Below are 22110 nucleotides of genomic sequence, written 5' to 3'. Positions count from 1 at the left end.
AAAGTGCGAACGAGTTAGCCGCGCGACGGCGCGGCGCTGGCGCAGGAGTAAGACGGCGGGATTTGAACCGGAGCGCCCTCATAGCCCCTCGGCAGACTCGTATTTTTCAACGTTGCTTACAGCCAAGATGCCGGCTGTACCGACAGTCGAGGCTACGGACTACTTCTTTGTAGTTTGGTGGCGAAGTAGTTGGTCAAGAGCTGCCGTGAGCACCCGAAGACGGGAGGCACCGTCGCTCAAGTCTCCTTCCTCTAGATTTTCCGCCAATCGTTCCAGACCCATTCGTATTGCGTCGACCTCAATCGAGTCACGTAATTTTTCAACAGGTTTGCTGACTTCGTTCAATTCACCGAATGCAAGATCGATGTAACGATCAAGAGATTGAAGCCTCGAATGGCCAGTCCATTGCTGAAGTCGAATTTTGAGTTCATTTGTCTCCAGGAGCGCCTTGCGAAAATCATCGCCGTTCTCGAAGTCGTATCTCTCGATCAGAGAGAGGAAGATCTTGGTAATGAACCTGTGGCGAAACATATGGGGACACGTAACCTCCTTTATGCCTGCGTGTTTGGCAAGTAGGTGAATTTCTTGCGTCACAGTGTTCGCGTTCAGGGGCATCCCCGTTCGTTCGTTGACAAAGACGTATCCATGGTCTTTGGCACGTCCGCAGGTTCGGCGGATGACGGATTGGCGATTCACCTCAATAAACTCCATCAAACTTACAAGATCAGCTCTTCCCACCGGTACGTAACGAAAATGCTCTTTGTCACCTTTGCGTTTGACCGTCAACAGCTTGAGTTCATTTTTCGGAGATTTAAGTGCGGCATACACACTTTCGACCTGGAGTGCTGCCACCTCCATACGTCGGCCACCGGTGATCTCAAGTACGCGCAGCATGGCATACCTGCGTTTGCGCTGATAGATCGAAGCGCTGCAAGGAAAAATTGCTGTGCGCAGGCGCTTAATTGTGTCAGCTGAGATTGGTAGACGTCGGAGCTTCGGATCAGCAGTTGGGAAGGAGTCGTGATGCCAGCGTACCGAATCCGTGTCGGCCTCCTTATCGAAGCGAGTATGTTTTGGCCTACGGATTGCCACCTTGTAAGCCCTGATTCTGCCTTTGGGTCCGAGCAAGGTGGGATCCTCTCGGAATTCAGCGACATAGCTCAAGAAGCCCAAGCAGGTCCGCCCTATGGCGAGTACCGAGTTGTCGTCGCGTAGCCTAACGTTGTCTGTTGCGCGCCTCTCCTCGCGAAGACCCCCTACAAAATCTGAGAACTGCCCGTCCGATAGTTCATGGAGTTCGACCCCTCGTGAGAAACAATATCTCAACAGAGGGCTGAGGCTGGCGGCATACGCTGCGAGCGTGCCCCCACGGCCTTTTCTTGATAGTCCTCGTTTGAAAAGGCTCAGCATGTAGAGGTTCGCCGGAAAGCACCAACGACCATCCGGCCACATGATTGTCGGTATCTTTTCTGCGGGAATTGTGCTTACATGGCGTTTCTCATCCGTCAAAACGGGGAGCATGAAATCCGGCCGCGTGAGGTGAAAAAGTTGGCTCATCACGTACTCCCGCGCACGACTTTGAACTGTCCTGTGGAGGAGCGTCGCAACGTCGTCATATCCCGAAGTTCGGACTGCTCTTTGCTGCAACGGGCTTCAATCGCCGCATTCTTGCTATCGGTCGCGTATAACTTTCCTTGGTGCAGGGAACGCTCCAACAGAAACGATAGAAGTAAAAGATCTTCTCTCGCCGTCTGAAGTTCCAACTCGGCCCGCTCAGCGCGCCCTGCCAAGGCCGCTTTGGCAGTCTTCGGTGGGTGCTCCAGACTCGATGTGTGATTTTTTATGGCTGCAAGTGCACATTTGCGAAGGCGATCCAAGGCCGGAAAACCGCCCTCCACAAGAAGGCAAGATCGCTTCAGCGTGTTCAGGGAGCCACCAACTATCCGATGATCTGAGTCTGAGAACGATGCAAGAGCGCCTTGGGATTTCAGGTGATTTGCGATCGGCGCGTTGACGTAGGCGCCCGACCTAGCCACAACTTCGATGAGAAGTTCTTTAAGTGCAATAATCGACCGACCTCTAACGGAATCAGGTGGTGCGTTCATCTTGTGTACCTCGGGACACCAAGATCAAAATTCGAAAAGACCGGCCATCCGGGCCGTCGAAGAATTCCGGCTCAATCGAGATTTTGCCCTCAAGAACAAGTTCTTCAACGTAGAGGCTCAGTTCTTCTGCATCGAGGACCTTCACACTCCGAGTGCCATACCGACTCTCGATCAGTTGTAGGAGTGGAAGTGTCTGCGGGTCTTCATCCAATGTCGACTCCACGGCATAGTCGATCTTGACGTCGCGAAGAATCGCGCCGGGGGTCGATTCTGTGATGTAGTTGTAGAGGTGCTCTGGATCCGTCTGCCCCAAGAACCAGCGAAGCGTGTCGAGGCCAGAGAAGGAGTTCCCCCAGAAGAAAATCATTGGAAAGAATCGACGAAGCTGATGATGTCGAATGTAGTGGCGCTGGTTGCGCGCGTTCACGGGGATTTGTATGAAATCACAGAAGACATCGAGCATGTCATTGCATGCCGTGCTGCTTGCAACTGCCAGCCCGTGGGAACGAGCTTTCGGAAATGAAAAGAGATTTGTTCTTCCCGTGATCGAACCTGCAGCAATCAACTTCTCCTGAAATGACTCAAGCATGCGTATCAGTCTCGCTCCGACTGATGGGATTGGTCGCGCGACTCGGTCGCGGGCGTCAATGGAGCCCGATTTTCTTCGTTCAAAAATCAGCCAGTCGCTCTCAAGGCTGAGACAGTTTCCAGCTACCAAATCGACCAGTTCTCCTTGCCGCCTTGCCATGAGCGTTCCGATGACGATTTGGATGGCCCCGCCGAGCGCGAGCAGAAGTTCATACAGGCCACGCCCCTCCCTAAACCGACGGAAATAGGCGGCCTCTAGTTGGGACACCTGAAGCGGATCGAACGTTGCTTGAGACCGTGGTAGTGATTTTTGAATCTCTGATTGCAAGCTCCAACAATCCGTTCCAAGATCTCGCAAGTTGGGACCGAGATACCGAGCGATCGAAACCTTGGTCAAGTGGTGGGCAACGGTCTCTCCGCTAGACAAAGCTTCGTTAGAGATAGCCGCATATGCATCCAGGATTTCTTGGCCGAACTTAAGCGAGAACTCGACCGCTCGAGCGAATGCGGTGAGCACAATCAAGTGAGGGAGCGTGGCGTATCGTCCTGGTCGAGCAGGGGTGAGTTCGGCTATGAAGGCACGATTCTGCGTAGCCAGAAGAAGCCCTTTTGGCACTGAAAGGCCGATCTGACCAAGTAGACGAAATTTGCCTATCGCATTGATGCAGTCCCGCAAGGTCCAACCGGAGCCTTCGCTTGCTCGCACTGGAGCCGACGGCATTTCTCGAGCAAGGTATGGACCAGGGAGAATGTTCAGTTCTGCCAGAGTTGGCTTTTGCCAGTTCGACCTGAGTGTTCCGCAGGGATAGATGTGCGCGAGAAATTTGTTCTGTCTGACGGTGTACCGGCAGCCTTGGTCTCCTCGATGCAGCGTGCAGTAGAACCCATTTAGCCAAAGCCAGATGCGTGCGCTGACGACCTCTTCGGACGAGAGCATCAAGGTTCCATCATGAATACCCATCGCGATGAAGGGAGAAGCCTTCAGAACATCTTCTCGAACACGGGGGCTCAAGTCTTTGCCAGCAGCTCTGAGAAAATTTTGCACCCGCGATGTCCAGTCATAGATAGCATCGCAGGATGCTTCTGTACTGAACGCTCGCAGCATTTGATATCCATCGGACTCTGTAAACGCATCAAGACCAAATTGGGCAAGCTGCAGCCGATGCGCATTGATCAACATGTACTCACAGATGCGAATCGCTGTCGATACTCTTGCGGCCGTTGTTGAGCTTGCGTATGGAAGCCCCGCTGTCGCGTCCAGATGAGATTGAGCCAGTAAGAATGATTTGAACGTATGCAACAGCCTTTGATGTTGCGGATCAGTTAGGTGAGATTTATCTTCAAGTAAAACATCCCAATTTATCTGAGTCGTCGAACCGCCAAAGTGGACGGTCCAGCTTCTTGCTTTATATGGGGAGCGCAGCCATTTCGCCGCGTAGAGCGCGTGTTTTTGTGAGGACGCCGCCTCCAAAGCCTCCTCGAACAATTTCCGTTCGGAAGTCTCACTGCGCATAAGCGAACCGCTCTACAAGCGCCGGATGCGCAAGTGTCTCGGCACTGGCAAGATATGCTCGAATATCTTCACGCCTCACTGCAGTAGAACGCACGTAGGGAATAAGCGCTGTAGTCATCTCTGCCCAATATTTCGCCTTGGGGTTCAATGCACGTTCAGAGCTCGAGCCAGCCTTCTCCAAGCTGAGAAGCAACGTGAGGATGCGCTCGTTCAATCCGAAGACAACTTCTTGAGGAACGTCGAGGTCGCCAATTGCCCACGGATCCTGCGGCTGTGCTTCTGCGAGGCTCTGGGATTGTGGCGGGACTTTGAGCGCGTGATTTCTTAAAAACTCGTCCAACTCATCCATAGACGTGAAGTCGGTTGCTTCGAGAAGATATTCGCTGTCCTTGAGTGCCTCAACGATGATGCCGGTCTGAAAAATCCGTATCCAGCGTTCCAAGAAGAACTCGCGAATGACTTTCGGGAGGTATCTTTCCAACAGTTGGGGCTCGTACTTCACTTGGCCCAGAGCCTTTGCCATCTGCTCCACGCTTCTTGTGTCCAAGTACACGATGACGCCCATTGAGGCTCGCAGGCTGGACAGTGAGAACTTTCGAACGAAGTGACCTGCCTCGTCAGGTGAGCATCCAAGTGCCCGCACGAATGACTCCTCTAACCTGGCCACCGGCCATGGATTACTTGTGAGGCCCGACAGTTTCTTGATTCGCGTTGGGTAGGCGAATGCTCTTCCTGATGCGAGCAGCAGATAGCGCCAGTTGTCATCGTTCCGCGCGCGCAGGTGATCCCGTAGAGGCTGCGTCAGTCGAAGGATTTGGTCAAAAGCGAACGCGCTCCGCGCCGTCAGGAAAATCTCTTGTGCGGCAAGATCGGCGCCTCGGCGCAACTTCACTCCGGCGATGATCTGTCCTGTATCTGTGGAAAGAATTCCCTTGACCTTACCTTGCTTGTCGAAGAGTTCGAAGTTCTCGAGGAAGGACGGTGTAATTGCAGGGTGCTCCGAGACGAGAATCGCGCAGTGAGGAGTAAGGGCGCCGGAACGCGGCACCGCAAGCTCTTCTACCCACCGACCTCGAGGACAGGGGAAAAGTGCGTTGAAGTCATATACAGATACGTCAGCGCTGCATGGGTAGCCGTAGTGCTCAAAGGTTGCGGCGCCGTTTTCCAGATGATCAGGATGGTCCCACTCCGTAGAAAACATGACCTTGTCTGCCCCAACTCCCTCTTTCGCCCTTGCTCCGACCACTCTGACCCCGCCGTGCGCAGCGAGCACATGCCGACGTTCGAGAAGGGCCGCCATTCTTTCTACCTCAGTCCAAGCCCATTGCTTGATTCGATCGGCATCCGCGCGAATCTGACAAAAAATAAACTGCAAGGCTTGGTCATCGGTGAGCTCCAAGGGGATCGGAGTTAGCAACTTGTCGTGGTAGGCCACCCCAATTTCATTGACCGCTACGTTTGTTTCGGGCATTGAGTTGGAGAGCGAGCGAGGATTGGGAAACCCCCCCGATGGTTCGGCAATGAGACCAGAAGGGAAAACTCGCTCGACAAAAAAACGCTTGATTAAGCTCCGCCACCTTAGAACGATGCCCGATACAAAATTGCCACGATTTCGATAACTGTCCTCTAAATAGAATTCGTAAAGGCGCGAAAAAAAATGAGTGGTGAAATCAGGATCGTGAAGTGTATCAACACTGGCAGTAGGATTTTCGACCTCTATGAATCTACTTAAAGCAACAACGCCGAATAATGTTGGCTTGCGTTTGGTTGCTGCCTCTATTAGGCAAATTTGATATAATTGGGCGGTGAAGGTTGGGCCTAAGAGTCGATAAATCGGCAGCAGAGGAGCCTGAAAGACGACATTTTCCTTTGTCCGACATGGCCAGCCCTGCCAAGCCGTAACTTTCTCAGAATCTAACTCTAATTGATCAAACAGCGCAGCAAGTTGGTCGAGTTGAGGCTGTGAATTTATCCCTATTTGGATACTCCAAGTAAGCTTGGCACCCACATCTGTGGCGATTGTGGCTCTTGCCCTTAAAAGGGCATAAGCGAGCTTTCGGCGGATAGTAATGGTCCCGTAGAAAAAATGTTCGCTATAAATTGCGCCCAAAAGTTGTTTGAGCAACCTGTCTAATGGTGGAAATGAAGATGAATTGATGCTGGCTGCGAGGTCTTGTTTGGTAACCTGTAAAAGGCATTCCAGCAGGCGCAGGACCAAATCACACGAACGCCCAAGATATGGTTTTAACTTAGCGGATGCGCTACGCCAAGTTTCCCGAAATTCGGGCGCACTCACCTCGAACTCGATTGCGCGAGTTGGTGTCCAGTCATTGACAATTGGCACGTCCAAATCTACTGCTTTCATCGCTTCCAGCCTCCGATTTGATTGGCTCCTAACAGTTTGGACAAGAAAAGCTGTCGCGTCAAATCGCGAATTCGTCGAGGAAGAGCACGCCGTGATGCGCTCTGGAAATTTCACCGGGACGCGGCGGAGAGCCGCCGCCCACCAGTGCCACCGCGCTGGACGTATGGTGCGGCGCAGAAGTAGGCCGGCACATCCACCGATCGGTCGCGAAGCGCCCGCCCAGGCTGGCCACGGCAGCGCTTTCCAGCGCCTCGCCGATGCTCATGCCCGGCAGCAGGCCGGCGAAGCGCTGCGCGAGCATCGACTTGCCCGAGCCGGGCTCGCCCATCATCAACAGGCTGTGGCCGCCGGCCGCCGCGATCTCCAGCGCCCGCTTGGCGCCCGCGTGGCCCTTGACGTCGCACAGGTCGGCGTAGCGCGGTGCGGCCGCGCCGGGCGCGGCCTCGACCCGGGCCCAGCCATCGTCGGAGGCCGGCTCGGGAAGTTGCGCGGCCGCGTCGGCGTCGGGCATGAACTGCCGCACCACGTCCAGCAGGTGCCGGGCGCCGTACACCTCGCTGCCGGGCACCAGCGCTGCTTCCTGTGCACTGTCCATGGGCAGCACCAAACGGGTGGCCACGCCCCGCGTGTGCAGTGCCAGCGCCATGGCCAGCGCACCGCGAACGGGCCGCAGTTCCGCGGAAAGCGACAGCTCCCCGGCGAATTCGTGGCCGGCGAGCCGGGCGTTGTCGATCTGCCCGCTGGCCGCCAGGATGGCCATGGCCATGGGCAGGTCGAAGCGGCCGGAGTCCTTGGGCAGGTCGGCCGGCGCCAGGTTCACGGTGATGCGCTTGTTGTTGGGAAACTCCAGCCCGGCGTTCTGGATGGCCGAGCGCACCCGCTCGCGCGCCTCCTTGACCTCGGTTTCCACCAGCCCCACCAGCGTGAAGCTGGGCAGGCCGTTCGCCAGATGCACCTCAACCGTGACACTGGCCGCTTCCAGCCCCAGCAAAGCACGGCTTTGCACCAAAGACAGACTCATTGTTCTTGATCTCCCCAAGATGGTGCGCCCATCGGGGGCACGCCCGTGGTGCAGTTCCCGGAGAAACCGCCGCCACACGAAGCACCTGTTGTAACGATTTGGCGCTCGCTCAAGCTCGCGGGGAATGCGCTGCGGGCGGGCTTTTGAGCAGTTTGGCACGCTCCCTGCTTTGAGCCTCTCAGGTCCCCCAACACACTTTGCGAGGAGTTTCCCGATGACGTACCGCACCGCCGCCCAGGCGCTGATCGTTCTTGCCACGGCACTGACCGCTTCGGGCGCCGCCCTGGCGCAGGCCGCAACCGACGCTGCCGCGCCGGCCGCCGCTCCGGCCCCGAACCTCACGGGAAACATCTCGCTGACCACCAACTACAAGTTCCGTGGCCAGGACCAGGACATGCTGGGCAAGAACGACTACGCCAAGACCAAGGGCTTCAAGCCCGCCGTCCAGGGCGGCCTGGACTACGCCTTCGGCGACAGCGGCTTCTACGTGGGCAGCTGGAACTCCAGCGTCAACTGGCTCAAGGGCAACAGCATCGAGATGGACCTGTACGGCGGCTACAAATTCAAGGCCGGCCCGCTGGACATGGACGTCGGTGCGCTCACCTACATCTACCCGGGCAACTCGTCGGGCAACACCACCGAGCTGTACGTTGCCGGCACCTACGCCAGCGAAACCCTCGGTTCGTTCACCGCCAAGTACTCGCACACCGTGTCGAAGGACTACTTCGGCTACGCCGGCAACAAGGCGGGCTCGGGCCTGAAGGGCACCAACACCGGCTACCTGAACCTCGCGTACAGCAAGGAAATCGTGCCCAAGGTCACGCTGAAGGCCGCCGTGGGCTACACGAACATGTCCAGCGACATCCGCAGCCTGGGCTACAAGAGCTATGTCGACTACAACGTCGGTGCGTCGTACGACTTCGGCAACGGCCTGTCGCTGACCGGCTCGGTGCAAGGCGCGAACAAGAAGAGCTCGTACCTCGCCGTGAGCAACCCGGGCGTGGACTACGGCTTCGGCACCTTCGGCCAGACGACGTACTCGCCGAACAAGGCGCGCTTCATCCTCACGCTGACGAAGACGCTCTAAGCACCAGAACAACGAGGTGCGGCCCAAGCTGCCGCACCGTTTCATTTCCATCCGCAGGAGAAAACTCATGAAGCTGGTCACAGCCATCATCAAACCGTTCAAGCTCGACGAGGTGCGCGAAGCACTGTCGGCCATCGGCGTGCAGGGGATCACCGTCACCGAGGTCAAGGGGTTCGGTCGCCAGAAAGGCCACACCGAGCTCTACCGCGGCGCCGAGTACGTGGTCGACTTCCTGCCCAAGGTCAAGATCGAAGCGGCCGTCTCCGACGACCTCGTCGATCGCGTGATCGAAGCCGTCGAGGGTGCTGCCCGCACCGGCAAGATCGGCGACGGCAAGATCTTTGTCTACAACCTCGAACAGGTCGTGCGCATCCGCACCGGCGAAACAGGTCGCGAAGCCCTCTGAACGAGTCCAGGCCCGAAAGAACAACGATTATGAAAAAACTGCTTGTCTCTCTTGCGTTCGGTTTGAGTGTGCTGGCTGCCGGCACCACCGCCATTGCACAAACGCCCGCCGCCCCGGCCGAAGCGCCTGCCGCTTCGGCACCCGCTGCCGCTGCACCCGCGGCGCCGGCCGCGCCTGCTGCAGCCGACGCGGCACCTGCCGCTGCGGCAGCCGCGGCGCCCGCCGCCGCTCCGGCACCCAAGATCGACTCCGGCGACACCGCCTGGATGCTGACCTCCACGCTGCTCGTCATCCTGATGACCATTCCCGGCCTGGCGCTGTTCTACGGCGGCCTGGGCCGTTCGAAGAACATGCTGTCGGTGCTGATGCAGGTCTTCGTGATCTTCTCGCTGATCAGCATCCTGTGGGCCGTCTATGGCTACAGCATCGCGTTCTCGGGCGAAGGCAACTTCTTTGGGGGATTCGACAAGATCTTCATGAAGGGCATCACGCAGGAAACCTTCGGCGCGCTGACCACCATTCCTGAATACGTGTTCGTCGCGTTCCAGGGCACCTTCGCGGCCATCACCGTGGCGCTGATCGTCGGCGCGTTCGCGGAACGTGCCAAGTTCTCGGCCGTGCTGCTGTTCTCCGTGCTGTGGTTCACCTTCAGCTACGTGCCGATCGCCCACATCGTGTGGGGCGGCGGCCTGCTGGGCAAGGACGGCGCACTCGACTTCGCAGGCGGCACCGTGGTGCACATCAACGCCGGTGTGGCCGGCCTGGTCGGTGCCTACATGGTCGGCAAGCGCGTGGGCTACGGCAAGGAAGCGTTCACGCCGCACTCGCTCACGCTCACCATGGTCGGCGCTTCGCTGCTGTGGGTCGGCTGGTTCGGCTTCAACGCGGGTTCGGCAGGTGCTGCCAACGCGCTGGCCGGCCTGGCCTTCATCAACACGGTGCTCGCCACCGCTGCCGCCGCGCTGTCTTGGATCCTGGGTGAAAGCCTGCACAAGGGCAAGGCCTCGATGCTGGGCGCTGCGTCCGGTGCCGTTGCCGGCCTGGTGGCCGTCACGCCTGCCGCCGGTTTCGTCGGCCCGATGGGTTCGATCGTGCTGGGCCTGCTGGCCGGCCTGGTCTGCCTGTGGGGTGTAGGCGGCCTGAAGCGCATGCTCGGTGCCGACGACGCGTTCGACGTGTTCGGCGTGCACGGTGTGGGCGGCATCCTGGGTGCCATCCTGACCGGCGTGTTCGCAGCCAAGGGCCTGGGCGGCACCGGCGGCGCAACGCCCGACACCTTCGCGATGGGTGCACAGGTCTGGATCCAGATCAAGAGCGTGGCGCTCACGATCGTGTGGTCCGGCGTGGTGGCCTTCATCGCCTTCAAGATCGCAGACCTGACCATCGGCCTGCGTGTGTCGGAAGAAGAAGAGCGCGAAGGCCTCGACATCTCCTCGCACGGCGAAACCGCATACAACAGGTAAACCCCCAGGCTGCGCGCACTTCGTGTCGCTACGCCAACCCCCTTGCAGGGGGCAGCACCTGCGGCCCGGCAGAGCCGGTTCCGCGGTGCTCTTGAATTGAAGAACAAGTTTTCAAGCGAGGTCTCCTTTGGATGTTCAGCCCGCGAGCGCTCCGGCGTCAGCGGGCTTTTTTTTGCCTGTCGCTTTCATGGCCGGGGGCACAATGGCCGAACCATGTGGACCTCCATCGAAGACAGCCTCTGCGAACTCGGCGAGTCGCCGTTCTGGCACCCTGAAGAACGCGCGCTCTACTGGCTCGACATTCCCGGCCGCGCGGTGCTGCGCACCCGCGGCGACATCGCTTCGCCGAATGCCGCCGTGGAGCGATGGCCGTTGCCTACCGAGCCCGGCTGCATGGCGCCGGCGCGCAGCGGCGGCCTGGTGATCGCATTGCGCGACGGCTTCTACCGGGCGCGCGAATGGGGCGGCGAGCTGGTCGCCCTGGCGCGTGTGGAGCACGACGTGCGCACCATGCGCTTCAACGACGGCAAGTGCGACCCCCGCGGCCGCTTCTGGGGCGGTTCGCTCAACGAAGCCAAGGACCGGCCCAACGCCGCGCTCTACTGCCTCGACGCACGCACCGGCACGGGCATCTCGCCCACCATCACGCAGATGGCCAACGAGTCCACCACGGCCAACGGGCTCGCGTTCTCGCCCGACGCCCGCACCCTGTACTGGGCGGACACCGCCGCGCACGTGGTGTGCGCGTGGGACTGGGACGCCGAGGCCAACGCGCTTTCGCGTGCTCGCGTGTTCCACCAGTTCGAAGCCAAGCGCGAAGGCTGGACTGCGGACGCGCCGCTGGGTTACCAAGGCCGGCCGGACGGCGCCACCATCGACGCGCAAGGCCACTACTGGGTGGCGATGTTCGAAGGCGCACAGCTGCTGCGCTTCGCACCTTCGGGCGACATCGTGGCCTCGGTTCCTGTACCCGTCCAATGCCCGACCATGCCGTGTTTCGGCGGCGACGATCTGAAGACGCTGTTCGTCACCAGCGCGCGCAAGGGGCGGCCTGCGGCGGAGATCGAACAGCGGCCGGCTTCGGGCTGCGTGATTTCGATGCGCGTGGAGACGCCCGGGCTGCCCGTGAGCTTCTTCGAGGACTGAGGGTGCGCGAAGAGCATTGTTCAGGGCCGAGGTCGATCGAGCGGCGCCCCGGACATGCGGAGACCGAACACCCCCACTGAGCCATGGCCCTGCAGCACATTCCCCCGATCCAATGCCTGCTGACCTTCGAGGCCGTCGCAAGGCTGCGGCACGCGGGCCGCGCGGCCGACGAGCTGTGCGTCACGCCCAGCGCGGTGAGCCATCGCATCCGCCAGCTCGAGTCGCACGTCGGCTTCAAGCTCTTCGGGCGCAGCGACTTCAGCCTCACGGCCGACGGTGCCGCCTACCTCGCGAACGTGCGCACCGGGCTTGCGGCATTGCAGGCCACGCCTCTGGGCAGCAATGCCGCGCAGCGCGCCACGCGGCTGCGCATCGCCGTCACGCCCACCTTCAGCCGGCAATTCCTCATGCCCCGGCTGGAGCTGTTCCGCAACATCTACCCCGACATCGAACTGGTGCTGCAGGTGTCGATTCCGCTGCTCGACGTCACCGCCGAGCAGGCCGACCTCGAGGTGCGCTACGGCCCCGGCGGCTATGCCGACTGCGAACACCGCCTCGTGCTCGAAGAACAGGTGGTGCCGGCCTGCAGCCCGAGCTATCTGAACGAGTTCGGGCCGTTCACCGGCTTTCGCAGCGCCGCCGAGATCGCCAGCGCGCGGCTCATCCGCAGCCCGCTCGAACCCTGGGGCACCTGGTTCGCCAGCTGCGGGCTCGACCAGCCCGAGCCCAACATCGGCTCGCAGTTCAACGACCTGGGGCTCGTGTACGACGCCGCGGCCAGCGGCTTCGGCGTGGCGCTGGTGCGGCAGAAGATGGGCGCCGCCTGGTTCGAGTCGGGGCGGCTGGTGGCGCTGTCCGAGCAGGCCGTGCCCTCGCCGCACCGGCACTACATCTGCTGGCAACCCGGCACGCTGGAGCGCTGGGAGTGCGCGGCCTTTGCCGACTGGCTGGAACAGAGCCTGCGCTGAACGGCAAGCGAAGCGAAGGACCGGACCGGGCCGTGCAGCGCCGTGCACCGTGCCGGCAAAGTTCTCTCAAGCCGGCCGCAAAAATCCGTCAACCCGCACCCGGGGCGATGTGCGTAGAGTGCGGTCCACCCCGAGACATTCCGCGCGCAGGCGCGAACAGAAGAAAAGAGGCCGCCGCATGAATGCGCCGCTCACCCCCACGCAGCAGGATTCGCTACAGAAAACAGAGCGCCAGTCGCAGGTCGTGCGTGCGCTGCAGGCACATTTGCCTGCGCATGCGCTCATCTGGCACGCCGAGGACACCACGCCCTACGAGTGCGACGGCCTCACCGCCTACCGCGCCCGCCCGCTGGTGGTGGCCCTGCCCGAGACCGAGGCGCAGGTGGCCGCCGTGCTCCAGACCTGCCACCGCCTCGGCGTGCCCGTGGTCGCGCGCGGTGCGGGCACGGGGCTGTCGGGCGGCGCCATGCCGCACACCATGGGCGTGACGATGTCGCTCGCCAAGTTCAACCGCATCCTGAAGATCGACCCGGTGAGCCGCACGGCCGTCGTGCAGTGCGGCGTGCGCAACCTCGCCATCAGCGAGGCGGCCGCGCCCTTCAACCTCTACTACGCGCCCGACCCCTCGAGCCAGATCGCCTGCACCATCGGCGGCAACGTGGCCGAGAACTCCGGCGGTGTGCACTGCCTGAAGTACGGCCTGACCCTGCACAACGTGCTGCGCGTGCGCGGCTTCACGGCCGAGGGCGAGGCCATCGAGTTCGGCGGCGACGCGCTCGACGCGCCGGGGCTCGACCTGCTCGCGCTGGTCATCGGCAGCGAAGGCATGCTGGCCGTGACCACCGAGGTCACCGTCAAGCTGGTGCCCAAGCCGCAGCTGGCGCGCTGCATCATGGCCAGCTTCGACGATGTGCGCAAAGCCGGCGACGCGGTGGCCGCGGTGATTGCGGCCGGCATCATTCCGGCCGGGCTGGAGATGATGGACAAGCCCATGACCGCGGCGGTCGAAGACTTCGTGCGCGCGGGCTACGACCTGGACGCCGCGGCCATCCTGCTGTGCGAGTCCGACGGGACGCCCGAAGAGGTGGAAGAAGAAATCGGCCGCATGACCGCCGTGCTGCGCGGCTGCGGCGCCACCGCCATCGCGGTGAGCAACAGCGAAGACGAGCGCATGAAATTCTGGAGCGGGCGCAAGAACGCATTCCCCGCCTCGGGCCGCATCAGCCCCGACTACATGTGCCTGGACTCAACCATTCCGCGCAAGCGGCTGGCCGATATTCTTCTGGCCATCCAGGAGATGGAGAAGAAGTACAACCTGCGCTGCTGCAACGTGTTCCACGCGGGCGACGGCAACCTGCATCCGCTGGTGCTGTTCGACGCCAACGACCCCGACGAGCTGCACCGCTGCGAGCTGTTCGGCGCCGACATCCTGGAGACCAGCGTCGCCATGGGCGGCACCGTGTCGGGCGAGCACGGCGTGGGCGTGGAAAAGCTCAACAGCATGTGCGTGCAGTTCACCGCCAGCGAGAACGAGCAGATGTTCGGCGTGAAGCGCGCCTTCGACCCCGAGGGCATGCTGAACCCTGGCAAGGTGATTCCCACGCTGCAGCGCTGCGCCGAGTACGGCAAGCAGGTGGTGCGCGGCGGCAAGCTGCAACACCCCGACCTGCCGAGGTTCTGATGAGCAGCATGGACACCGCACTTCAACAGGTCGTCGAGCGCGTGCGCGCCGCCGCGGCCGACGCCATGCCGCTGTGCATTCGCGGCGGCGGCACCAAAGATTTCTACGGCGAGCCGCCGCAAGGCAAGGAAGGCGAGGAGCTCGACATGCGCGCGCTTGCCGGCATCACGAGCTACGAGCCGAGCGAACTGGTCGTCACCGTGCGCGCCGGCACGCCGCTGGCCGAGCTCGAGGCGGCCCTCGCAGAGAAGGGCCAGTGCCTGCCGTTCGAGCCGCCGTGCTTCGGCAGTGATGGCACGGTGGGCGGCATGGTCGCCGCCGGCCTCAGCGGCCCGGCGCGCGCCAGCGTCGGCGCGGTGCGCGACTATGTGCTCGGCGCCACGCTGGTCAATGGCCGCGCCGAGGTGCTGAGCTTCGGCGGCCAGGTGATGAAGAACGTCGCGGGCTACGACGTGTCGCGTGTGCTGGCCGGCTCGCTCGGCACGCTGGGCGCGATCGCCGAGGTGAGCCTCAAGGTGCTGCCGGTGCCGCCCGCCGAGGCCACGCTGGCCTTCGCCTGCAGCCAGGCCGATGCGCTGCGCCTGCTCAACGAGTGGGGTGGCCGGCCGCTGCCGCTGAATGCCAGCTGCTGGCTCGAACAGGAAGGCGCGGGCGCGCTGTACCTGCGCCTGCGCGGTGCGGTCGCGGCCGTGGAATCCGCTTGCGCGCACCTGGGCGGCGAGCGCACAGACAACGCGCGTGCGGCCGCCTTTTGGCAATCGCTGCGCAACCAGCAACTGCCGTGGTTCGCCATGGATGAGGGGGCGAATGCGCTGTGGCGCCTGTCGGTGCCGCAGACCGCGCCGGTGCTCGCGCTCGACGGCGCCGCCCCGCTGGTCGAATGGCACGGCGGCCAGCGCTGGTACAAGGCGCCGCCAGGCGCGGCCCAGGCCGCGCGCATCCGCGAGATCGCGCGCGCGGCGGGCGGCCATGCCACGCTGTTCCGCCTGCCGGGTGAGCACCCGGGCGAGCACACCGGCGCCCACGTGCCGCGCTTCGACGCCCTGAGCGCGCCCATCGAACGCATCCACCGCGCGCTGATGCGCGAGTTCGATCCCCACGGCCTGTTCAACCGCGGCCGCCTGCTCGCCCCCACCTGAAACAAGAACCGCCATGCAAACCGAGCTCGCCCCCGAATTCCAAGGCACCGACGCAGGCCGCGAGGCCGAGGCCATCCTGCGCAAGTGCGTGCACTGCGGCTTCTGCACCGCCACCTGCCCCACGTACCAGCTGCTCGGCGACGAGCTCGACGGTCCGCGTGGGCGCATCTACCTCATCAAGCAGGTGCTCGAAGGCAAGACACCCACGCGCAGCACGCAGCTGCACCTGGACCGCTGCCTGACCTGCCGCAACTGTGAAAGCACCTGCCCGAGCGGCGTTCAGTACGGCCACCTGGTCGACATCGGCCGCAAGATCGTCGACGAGAAGGTGCCGCGCCCCGCCATGGAACAGGCGCAGCGCTGGCTGCTGAAGGAGGGCCTGCCTTCGCCGCTGTTCGGCCCCGCCATGAAGCTCGGCCAGGCCGTGCGCGGGCTGCTGCCCGAGGCGCTGAAGGCCAAGGTGCCCGCGAAGCAGGAGGCCGCCGCCTGGCCCACCGCCACGCATGCGCGCAGGGTGCTGATGCTCGCGGGCTGCGTGCAGCCGTCGATGATGCCCAACATCAACAGCGCCACCGCGCGCGTGCTCGACGCGGCCGGCATCCAGGCCGTGATCGCGAAGGAAGCGGGCTGCTGCGGCGCCGTGAAGTTCCACTTGAACGACCAGGAAGGCGGCAAGGCGCAGATGCGCGCGAACATCGACGCGTGGTGGCCGCTGGTGGAGCGCAACCACGTCGAGGCCATCGTCATGAACGCCTCGGGCTGCGGCGTCACCGTGCGCGAGTACGGCCACCTGCTGCAGCACGACGCCGCCTACGCGCTGAAGGCGGCGCGCATCAGCGAACTCACGCGCGACCTGAGCGAACTGCTGCCCGACCTGGTGCCCGCGCTGAAGGCCCGTGTGCAGGCGCCGGCGGGCGTGGTGGCCTACCACCCGCCTTGCACCTTGCAGCACGGCCAGAAGCTGCGCGGCGGCGTCGAGACGCACCTGCGCGCCCTGGGTTTCGACGTGCGCGTGGCCATGAACGAATCGCACCTGTGCTGCGGCTCGGCCGGCACCTACTCGGTGCTGCAGCCGGAGCTGGCCTATCCGCTGCGCGACCGCAAGCTGGGCCACCTGAAGCAGCTGCAGCCCACCACCATCGCGTCGGCCAACATCGGCTGCATCACGCACCTGCAAAGCGGCAGCGCAGACACGCCGGTGCGGCACTGGGTCGAGCTGCTGGACGCGGCGCTGAAGGCCTGACCGGGCGCGTGCCCCGGGGCCTGGTCGCACAGCGGGGAGGGGGTTGGTCCGACTCGCGCGAGCGTGCGGGGCGGCGCATCATGGCTGCACCGAATCTGCAAGGAGTCCATGCCATGTCCCCCGTTCTCGCATGCCTCGTTTCTCCCGCGCTGCGGCGCTCGCTGCTGGCCTGCGTGTGCGCAGCCGGTGCGGTGGCCGCGCAGGCGCAAGGCGCCATGCCGCCCTGGCAGGGCGCGGGCGCTGCGCGTTACGTGTGCGGCGGCATCGGCTCCGACGAATCGACGGCCATGCGCTCCGCCATGAAGGAGCACCCGCTGGCGCTGCTGTTCGCGCGCGCCGATGGCGCCTACATGGCCAACGTGGACGTGACCATCAAGGGCGGCGACGCCAACAACGCCGCCGCGCTGGCGTTCCGCGCGAACGGGCCGGTCTGCCTGGTCGACCTGCCGAACGGGCGCTACGTGATCGATGCGGCCGTGCCCGGCGGCAGCCCCAAGAGCCAGACCGTGACGGTCGGCGGCGGCTCGAAGACGGCCGACTTCAGGTTCTGAGCGGGCGGGCGCTTCAGCCTGCGGCGGCCAGTGCCGCTTCCACATCCCGCGTGAGCGAAGCGGGCGTGTCCAGCGGCGCATAGCGCTTGAGCACCGTGCCGTCGCGCCCGATCAGGAACTTGGTGAAGTTCCACTTGATGGCCGTGAGGCCCAGCAGGCCCGGCTTTTCCTTGGTGAGCCACTGGTACAGCGGCGCCGCGTTGCTGCCGTTGACGTCGATCTTCTCCATCATCGGAAAGCTCACGCCGTAATTCCTGGTACAGAAGGCGCCGATCTCCTCGTTGGTGCCCGGGTCCTGGGAGCCGAACTGGTTCGAGGGAAAGCCCAGCACCGTGAGCCCCTGGTCGGCGTACTTCTCGTGCAGCGCTTCCAGCCCCGCGAACTGCGGCGTGAAGCCGCACTTGCTGGCGGTGTTCACGATCAGCAGTACCTTGCCCTTGAAGGCGGAAAGCTGCACCGGCTTGCCGTCGATCTGGTTGGCTTCGAAGTCGTAGACGCTGGTCATGGAATGTCCTCAGTGAGCGGCAGAAGCGCTGGAGGCGCGATCATCGCCCCGCACGGGCGTTCGCGCAAACGCCGACCACACCGCGCCCGCCACGATCAGCGCACCGCCCACGAGAATGCGCGCGTCCATGGTGGCCGCGCCCAGCGCCACCGACGAGACGCTGGCGAACAGCACCTCCGACAGCATGATCACCGAGGCGGCGCTCGCGGCCAGCCGCGACGCGCCGTATTGCAGGCACACGTTGGCGATCACGAAGCCCGTGCCCAGCAGCGCGGCCCAGCCCAGCCAGCCCGGGGACGCGCGCATCGGCGAATCGATGGCGCCGAGCGCGGTGCCCGCCAGCGCCGCAACGCCGGCCACGACGGTGCAACCGCAGAACATCGCCAGCGCGCGCGATTCGCCCGGGGCCTGGCGCAGATGGCGCAGCGTGATGTTGGTCACCGCGAAGCCGAAGCCCGCCGCCACGCCCAGCCAGTCGGGCAGGCTCGACGGCACCGGCCAGTCGGTGCCCGGCGCCTTCAGCACCACGACCACCCCGGCCAGTGCCAATGCCACCCGCACCAGCGCGCCGCCGGTCGGCCGCTCGCCCAGCACAAGCCAGGCCAACAGCACGCTCCACAGCGGCATCAGGTAGAACAACAGCACCACGCGCACCACGTCGCCCTGGGTCACGGCCCAGTTGAAGCCCACGTTGGTGAAGCCCGCCGCCATGCCCAGCACCGCCAGCATCGGGACTGCCGCGAAGCCCTTCCAGGCCTGCCGGCGCACGAGGCCCATCGCCACGGCAATGGCCAGGTAGATCAGGCAGGTGGTCCACAGCGGATGCAGCCCGTGGCTGGCCATCTGGCGGAACGGAAACCAGGACACGCCCCAGACGAAGGCGTTGAAGACGAGGGCGAGCGCGGGCATGGGGGCGTTGGTAGAAGGGGCGCAGGGCGCGCCGGCCAGTTCACCAACGCGGTCGCGCAATGTCAGTGGTGCTTGTCGCTGCGCGCGATGGCCAGGAGGTGCTCGACCTCTTCGGGGTACTTCTTCAGGTTGTTCTCGTGCCAGCGCTTGATGAGCCACATGCAACCCGCCACCACCAGGCCGAAAGCGCTGATGGCGCCGTAGGCCGACAGGCCCAGGCCGGTGCACACGCTGTAGAAGCCGCCCAGCAGAAGAATGCAGGCCTGCTCGTTGAAGTTCTGCACGGCAATGGAGCGGCCCGCGCCCATCAGGTTGTGGCCACGGTGCTGCAGCAGCGCATTCATCGGCACCACCAAAAAGCCGCCCAGCCCGCCCAGGATGATCAGGAACGGCACCGCCAGCCACACGTTGCCGATGAAGTTCATGGCGATCACCATCAGCCCCATGGCGATGCCCATCGGGATCACGCGGGTGGCCATGTCCAGGCGCATGCGCATCGAAGCGACGATGGCGCCCACCGCCGTGCCGATGGTCACCACGCCGGTCAGCGCGGAGGCCTGGGTGGTGTTGTAGCCCAGCGCCAGCGAGGCCCAGGCCAGCACGATGTACTTGAGGTTGCCGCCCGCGCCCCAGAACAGCGTGGTGGTGGCCAGCGAGATCTGGCCGAGCCGGTCGCGCCACAGGCGGGAGTTGCAATGCCAGAAGTCGGGCAGCAGCGCCACGATGTTGCGCGCCAGGCCTTGCTCGGGGTTGGAGCGCAGCGGGCGCATTTCCACGCCGGTGTGCGGAATGCGGGTGTTGAACCAGGCCGCCAGCGCGTAGACGAAGATCAGCACCGCAATGGCGGCTTCGGCCGGCGAGTCGATGCCGGTGTCGATCAGCGGGAAGTCGAAGGCCAGCAGCTTGCTGGACACCGCATGCCCCACCAGCGTGCCGCCGAGCACGATGCCCAGCAGGATGGACGCGATCGTCAGGCCTTCGATCCAGCCGTTGGCCTTGACCAGCTGCGACGACGGCAGCAGCTCGGTCAGGATGCCGTACTTGGCCGGCGAATACGCCGCCGCGCCCAGCCCCACGATGGAATACGACAGCAGCGGGTGCGAGCCGAACAGCATCATCAGGCAGCCGGCCACCTTGATGGCATTGCTGATGAACATCACCTTGCCCTTGGGCAAGGCGTCCGCGAAGGCGCCCACCAGCGGGGCCAGCACCACATAGAAGACGGCGAAGATGGGCACCAGTGCCGCGCGTTGCCATTCGGGCGCGCCCGAACTCCGCATGAGATCGACGGCAACAACGAAAAGCGCTTGGTCGGCCAGTGACGAAAAGAACTGGGCCGACATGATCGTAAAGAAACCGCGCTTCATCGATGGGCTGGCTGGCCAGAGGGTCTGCTGGCGGTAGTGAAAAAGTGTCGCGTTGTGGGCGAATGGGCGGTTATAGCATGGGGGTGCGGCGCCAAATTAGGCATCCCCACGGTGTTCGACCCCATTCCCGAAGGTGCTAAAACGTGGTCTGCATTTTCCTCCAGCCCCCGCAGAGCCCCTATGCCGCGCCCCATTCTTGCCACCGTCAACACCGACGCGCTGCGTCACAACCTCGAGCGGGCACGCCGCTCGGCCCTCGACGCCCGGGTCTGGGCGGTGGTCAAAGCCAACGCCTATGGCCATGGCATCGAGCGGGTCTATGAGGGCTTGCGCGGTGCCGACGGCTTCGCGCTGCTCGACCTGGCCGAGGCCGAACGCGTGCGCGCCCTCGGCTGGCGCGGCCCGGTGCTGCTGCTGGAAGGCGTGTTCGACGCGCGCGACCTGGAGCTGTGCTCGCGGCTGGACCTGTGGCACACCGTGCACTGCGACGAGCAGATCGACATGCTCGCCGCCCACAAGACCTTGAAGCCGCAGCGTGTGTTCCTGAAGATGAACTCCGGCATGAACCGCCTGGGCTTCACGCCCGAGCGCTTCGGCTCCGCCTGGACCCGCCTGAATGCGCTGACGCAGGTCGACGAGATTTCGCTGATGACCCATTTCAGCGACGCCGACGGCGCCCGCGGCATCGCCCACCAGCTCGAGGCCTTCGAGCGCGTCACGCGCGACCTGCCGGGCGAACGCTCCATCGCCAACAGCGCCGCCACCCTGCGTCACCCCGAGCTGACGCGCGGCGACTGGGTACGCCCCGGCATCGTGCTGTACGGCAGCGCGCCCGACTTCCCCGAGCACGACGCGGCGCACTGGCAGCTGCAGCCGACCATGACGCTGGCGACCCAGCTGATCTCGGTGCAGACGCTGAAGGCCGGCGACACCATCGGCTACGGCTCCAACTTCACGGCCGAGGGCCCGCTCACCATCGGCGTTGCCGCGGTCGGCTATGCCGATGGCTACCCGCGCCACTGCGGCACCGGCACGCCGGTGCTGGTGAACGGCGTGCGCACCCGCATGGTCGGGCGCGTGAGCATGGACATGATCACCGTCGACCTCACCGACGTGCCCGGCGCGAAGTTCGGCAGCGAGGTCATCCTGTGGGGCCAATCCGCGAAGACCGGCACGGTGCTGCCGATCGACGACGTGGCGCGCGCTGCGGGCACCGTCGGCTACGAGCTCATGTGTGCAGTGGCGCAGCGCGTGCCGTTCGCGGAACCCGGCCGCGCCCAGGGCGAATGAAGGTCCTGTCCAACTGGCGCTCCGTGCGCCTTTGGGAGACGCAGGTCGAACGCGACCTGCACCGCGACCACAGCCTGCGCACGCACGGCATCCTGATTGGCAGCTTCACGCTGCTGCTGATGTGGTGCGTGTCGGCGCTGCAGATGCACCTGCTGCACGTCGACTCGCTGGCAGTGCGCTACTTCCTCACGCTGGGCGTGGGGTACCTGGGCTACCTGCTGGTGCTGCGCTGGTGGGCGAAGCGGCTGGTCGAGGGGCGCGAGTTCAATCCCGACATCGACGCGCCCGACCTGGATTTCGGCGGCGGGCGCAGCGCAGGCGGGGGCTCGCACAGCCACGCGAGCGTCGGCGAAGGCGGCGGCAGTGGCGGCGGCGGCAGCGGCCTGTCCGACGTGGCCAGCGGCGCGCTCGACGTGGCCGGCGCGTCCGACGAGGGCGCCGTCATCGTGGTACCGGTGGTCGCCATCTTCCTGATCTGCACGGCCGTGGTGCTCGGCGCGGGCTCGCTGGTGCTGCTGTACTTCAGCTGGGACGCGCTGCTGGCCGTGGCCGTCGAGGTCGCCTTCTCGTACGTGTCGGCGCGCGCTGCGGTGCGCGTGGCGCGCGAGGGCTGGCTCATGGCGGCCGTGCGGCTCACCTGGAAGCCGCTGCTGGGCGCGGTGGTCTGCGCGGTGGCCCTGGGCGCGCTGCTCGACCACTTCATGCCGCAGGTCGACTCGCTGCCCGAGGCGGTGCGGGTGCTGCTGAAGACGCACTGAGCGCG

General features: G+C 63.9%; 18 protein-coding genes and 1 pseudogene. 11 read left to right on the top strand and 8 right to left on the bottom strand.

Annotated features, from left to right (window positions below; genetic code table 11):
• Window positions 1-159: 159 nt before the first annotated feature.
• From AC0IYU_RS05705 to AC0IYU_RS05685, 5 genes and pseudogenes are all read right to left on the bottom strand, one after another.
• Complete coding sequence (locus AC0IYU_RS05705; protein ID WP_081268196.1) at window positions 160-1557, bottom strand: tyrosine-type recombinase/integrase; 1398 nt, start codon at window positions 1555-1557, stop codon at window positions 160-162.
• Window positions 1557-2105 (bottom strand): hypothetical protein, encoded by a 549-nt coding sequence (locus tag AC0IYU_RS05700; protein ID WP_155742513.1) that lies wholly within the window; start codon window positions 2103-2105, stop codon window positions 1557-1559. The genes AC0IYU_RS05705 and AC0IYU_RS05700 overlap by 1 nt, the downstream gene beginning before the upstream one ends.
• Entirely contained in the window at window positions 2089-4206 is a 2118-nt protein-coding gene (locus tag AC0IYU_RS05695) for a hypothetical protein (protein WP_155742514.1), read from the bottom strand. Before AC0IYU_RS05695 ends, AC0IYU_RS05700 begins: the two co-directional genes overlap by 17 nt.
• Window positions 4196-6571, bottom strand: coding sequence for a hypothetical protein (locus AC0IYU_RS05690; protein ID WP_472114081.1), 2376 nt, complete (start codon window positions 6569-6571; stop codon window positions 4196-4198). The genes AC0IYU_RS05695 and AC0IYU_RS05690 overlap by 11 nt, the downstream gene beginning before the upstream one ends.
• A 67-nt stretch (window positions 6572-6638) precedes the next feature.
• Window positions 6639-7592 (bottom strand): annotated as a pseudogene (locus tag AC0IYU_RS05685) (YifB family Mg chelatase-like AAA ATPase); the annotation flags it as partial.
• Window positions 7593-7806: 214 nt separating this feature from the next.
• Between AC0IYU_RS05685 and AC0IYU_RS05680 the strand changes: the two are divergent.
• The 9 genes from AC0IYU_RS05680 (at window position 7807) to AC0IYU_RS05640 (ending at window position 17276) form a co-directional block, all read left to right on the top strand.
• A complete protein-coding gene (locus tag AC0IYU_RS05680) occupies window positions 7807-8679 on the top strand; it encodes a TorF family putative porin (RefSeq protein ID WP_472114078.1) in 873 nt (290 codons plus the stop codon).
• A 67-nt stretch (window positions 8680-8746) separates the two neighbouring features.
• A complete protein-coding gene (glnK, locus tag AC0IYU_RS05675) occupies window positions 8747-9085 on the top strand; it encodes a P-II family nitrogen regulator (protein WP_007833403.1) in 339 nt (112 codons plus the stop codon).
• Between the two features lie 29 nt (window positions 9086-9114).
• A complete protein-coding gene (locus AC0IYU_RS05670; RefSeq protein WP_472114074.1) occupies window positions 9115-10548 on the top strand; it encodes an ammonium transporter in 1434 nt (477 codons plus the stop codon).
• A 213-nt stretch (window positions 10549-10761) separates the two neighbouring features.
• Window positions 10762-11694, top strand: a complete 933-nt coding sequence (locus AC0IYU_RS05665) for an SMP-30/gluconolactonase/LRE family protein (protein WP_472114071.1) — start codon at window positions 10762-10764, stop codon at window positions 11692-11694.
• A gap of 83 nt (window positions 11695-11777) precedes the next feature.
• A complete protein-coding gene (locus AC0IYU_RS05660; protein WP_472114069.1) occupies window positions 11778-12662 on the top strand; it encodes a LysR substrate-binding domain-containing protein in 885 nt (294 codons plus the stop codon).
• Window positions 12663-12840: 178 nt separating this feature from the next.
• Window positions 12841-14343: an FAD-linked oxidase C-terminal domain-containing protein gene (locus tag AC0IYU_RS05655; RefSeq protein WP_472114066.1), complete on the top strand. Its 1503-nt coding sequence runs from the start codon at window positions 12841-12843 to the stop codon at window positions 14341-14343.
• Window positions 14344-14351: 8 nt separating this feature from the next.
• Complete coding sequence (glcE, locus tag AC0IYU_RS05650; RefSeq protein ID WP_472114063.1) at window positions 14352-15482, top strand: glycolate oxidase subunit GlcE; 1131 nt, start codon at window positions 14352-14354, stop codon at window positions 15480-15482.
• A gap of 13 nt (window positions 15483-15495) precedes the next feature.
• On the top strand, window positions 15496-16725 hold the full coding sequence (glcF, locus tag AC0IYU_RS05645; RefSeq protein WP_472114061.1) for a glycolate oxidase subunit GlcF: 1230 nt from the start codon (window positions 15496-15498) through the stop codon (window positions 16723-16725).
• 113 nt (window positions 16726-16838) lie between these two features.
• Complete coding sequence (locus AC0IYU_RS05640; protein WP_472114059.1) at window positions 16839-17276, top strand: carboxypeptidase regulatory-like domain-containing protein; 438 nt, start codon at window positions 16839-16841, stop codon at window positions 17274-17276.
• A 13-nt stretch (window positions 17277-17289) separates the two neighbouring features.
• On the opposite strand, the gene AC0IYU_RS05635 is transcribed toward AC0IYU_RS05640, so the two are convergent.
• From AC0IYU_RS05635 to lplT, 3 genes are all read right to left on the bottom strand, one after another.
• Window positions 17290-17781 (bottom strand): glutathione peroxidase, encoded by a 492-nt coding sequence (locus tag AC0IYU_RS05635; RefSeq protein ID WP_472114057.1) that lies wholly within the window; start codon window positions 17779-17781, stop codon window positions 17290-17292.
• Between the two features lie 9 nt (window positions 17782-17790).
• Window positions 17791-18690 (bottom strand): DMT family transporter, encoded by a 900-nt coding sequence (locus AC0IYU_RS05630; protein WP_472114054.1) that lies wholly within the window; start codon window positions 18688-18690, stop codon window positions 17791-17793.
• 62 nt (window positions 18691-18752) lie between these two features.
• Window positions 18753-20057: a lysophospholipid transporter LplT gene (gene lplT, locus AC0IYU_RS05625; protein ID WP_472114051.1), complete on the bottom strand. Its 1305-nt coding sequence runs from the start codon at window positions 20055-20057 to the stop codon at window positions 18753-18755.
• A gap of 180 nt (window positions 20058-20237) precedes the next feature.
• Here lplT and alr point away from each other — a divergent pair, with 180 nt between their 5' ends.
• Both alr and AC0IYU_RS05615 read left to right on the top strand, forming a co-directional pair.
• Window positions 20238-21347 (top strand): alanine racemase, encoded by a 1110-nt coding sequence (gene alr / locus AC0IYU_RS05620; protein ID WP_472114048.1) that lies wholly within the window; start codon window positions 20238-20240, stop codon window positions 21345-21347.
• Window positions 21344-22105 (top strand): hypothetical protein, encoded by a 762-nt coding sequence (locus tag AC0IYU_RS05615; protein WP_472114046.1) that lies wholly within the window; start codon window positions 21344-21346, stop codon window positions 22103-22105. The genes alr and AC0IYU_RS05615 overlap by 4 nt, the downstream gene beginning before the upstream one ends.
• The last annotated feature ends 5 nt before the right edge of the window (window positions 22106-22110 follow it).

Source organism: Variovorax sp. AC103, from assembly GCF_979254005.1.
The sequence above is the reverse complement of the archived record's forward strand: the minus strand, read 5'-3'. Positions and strand labels throughout refer to the sequence as shown.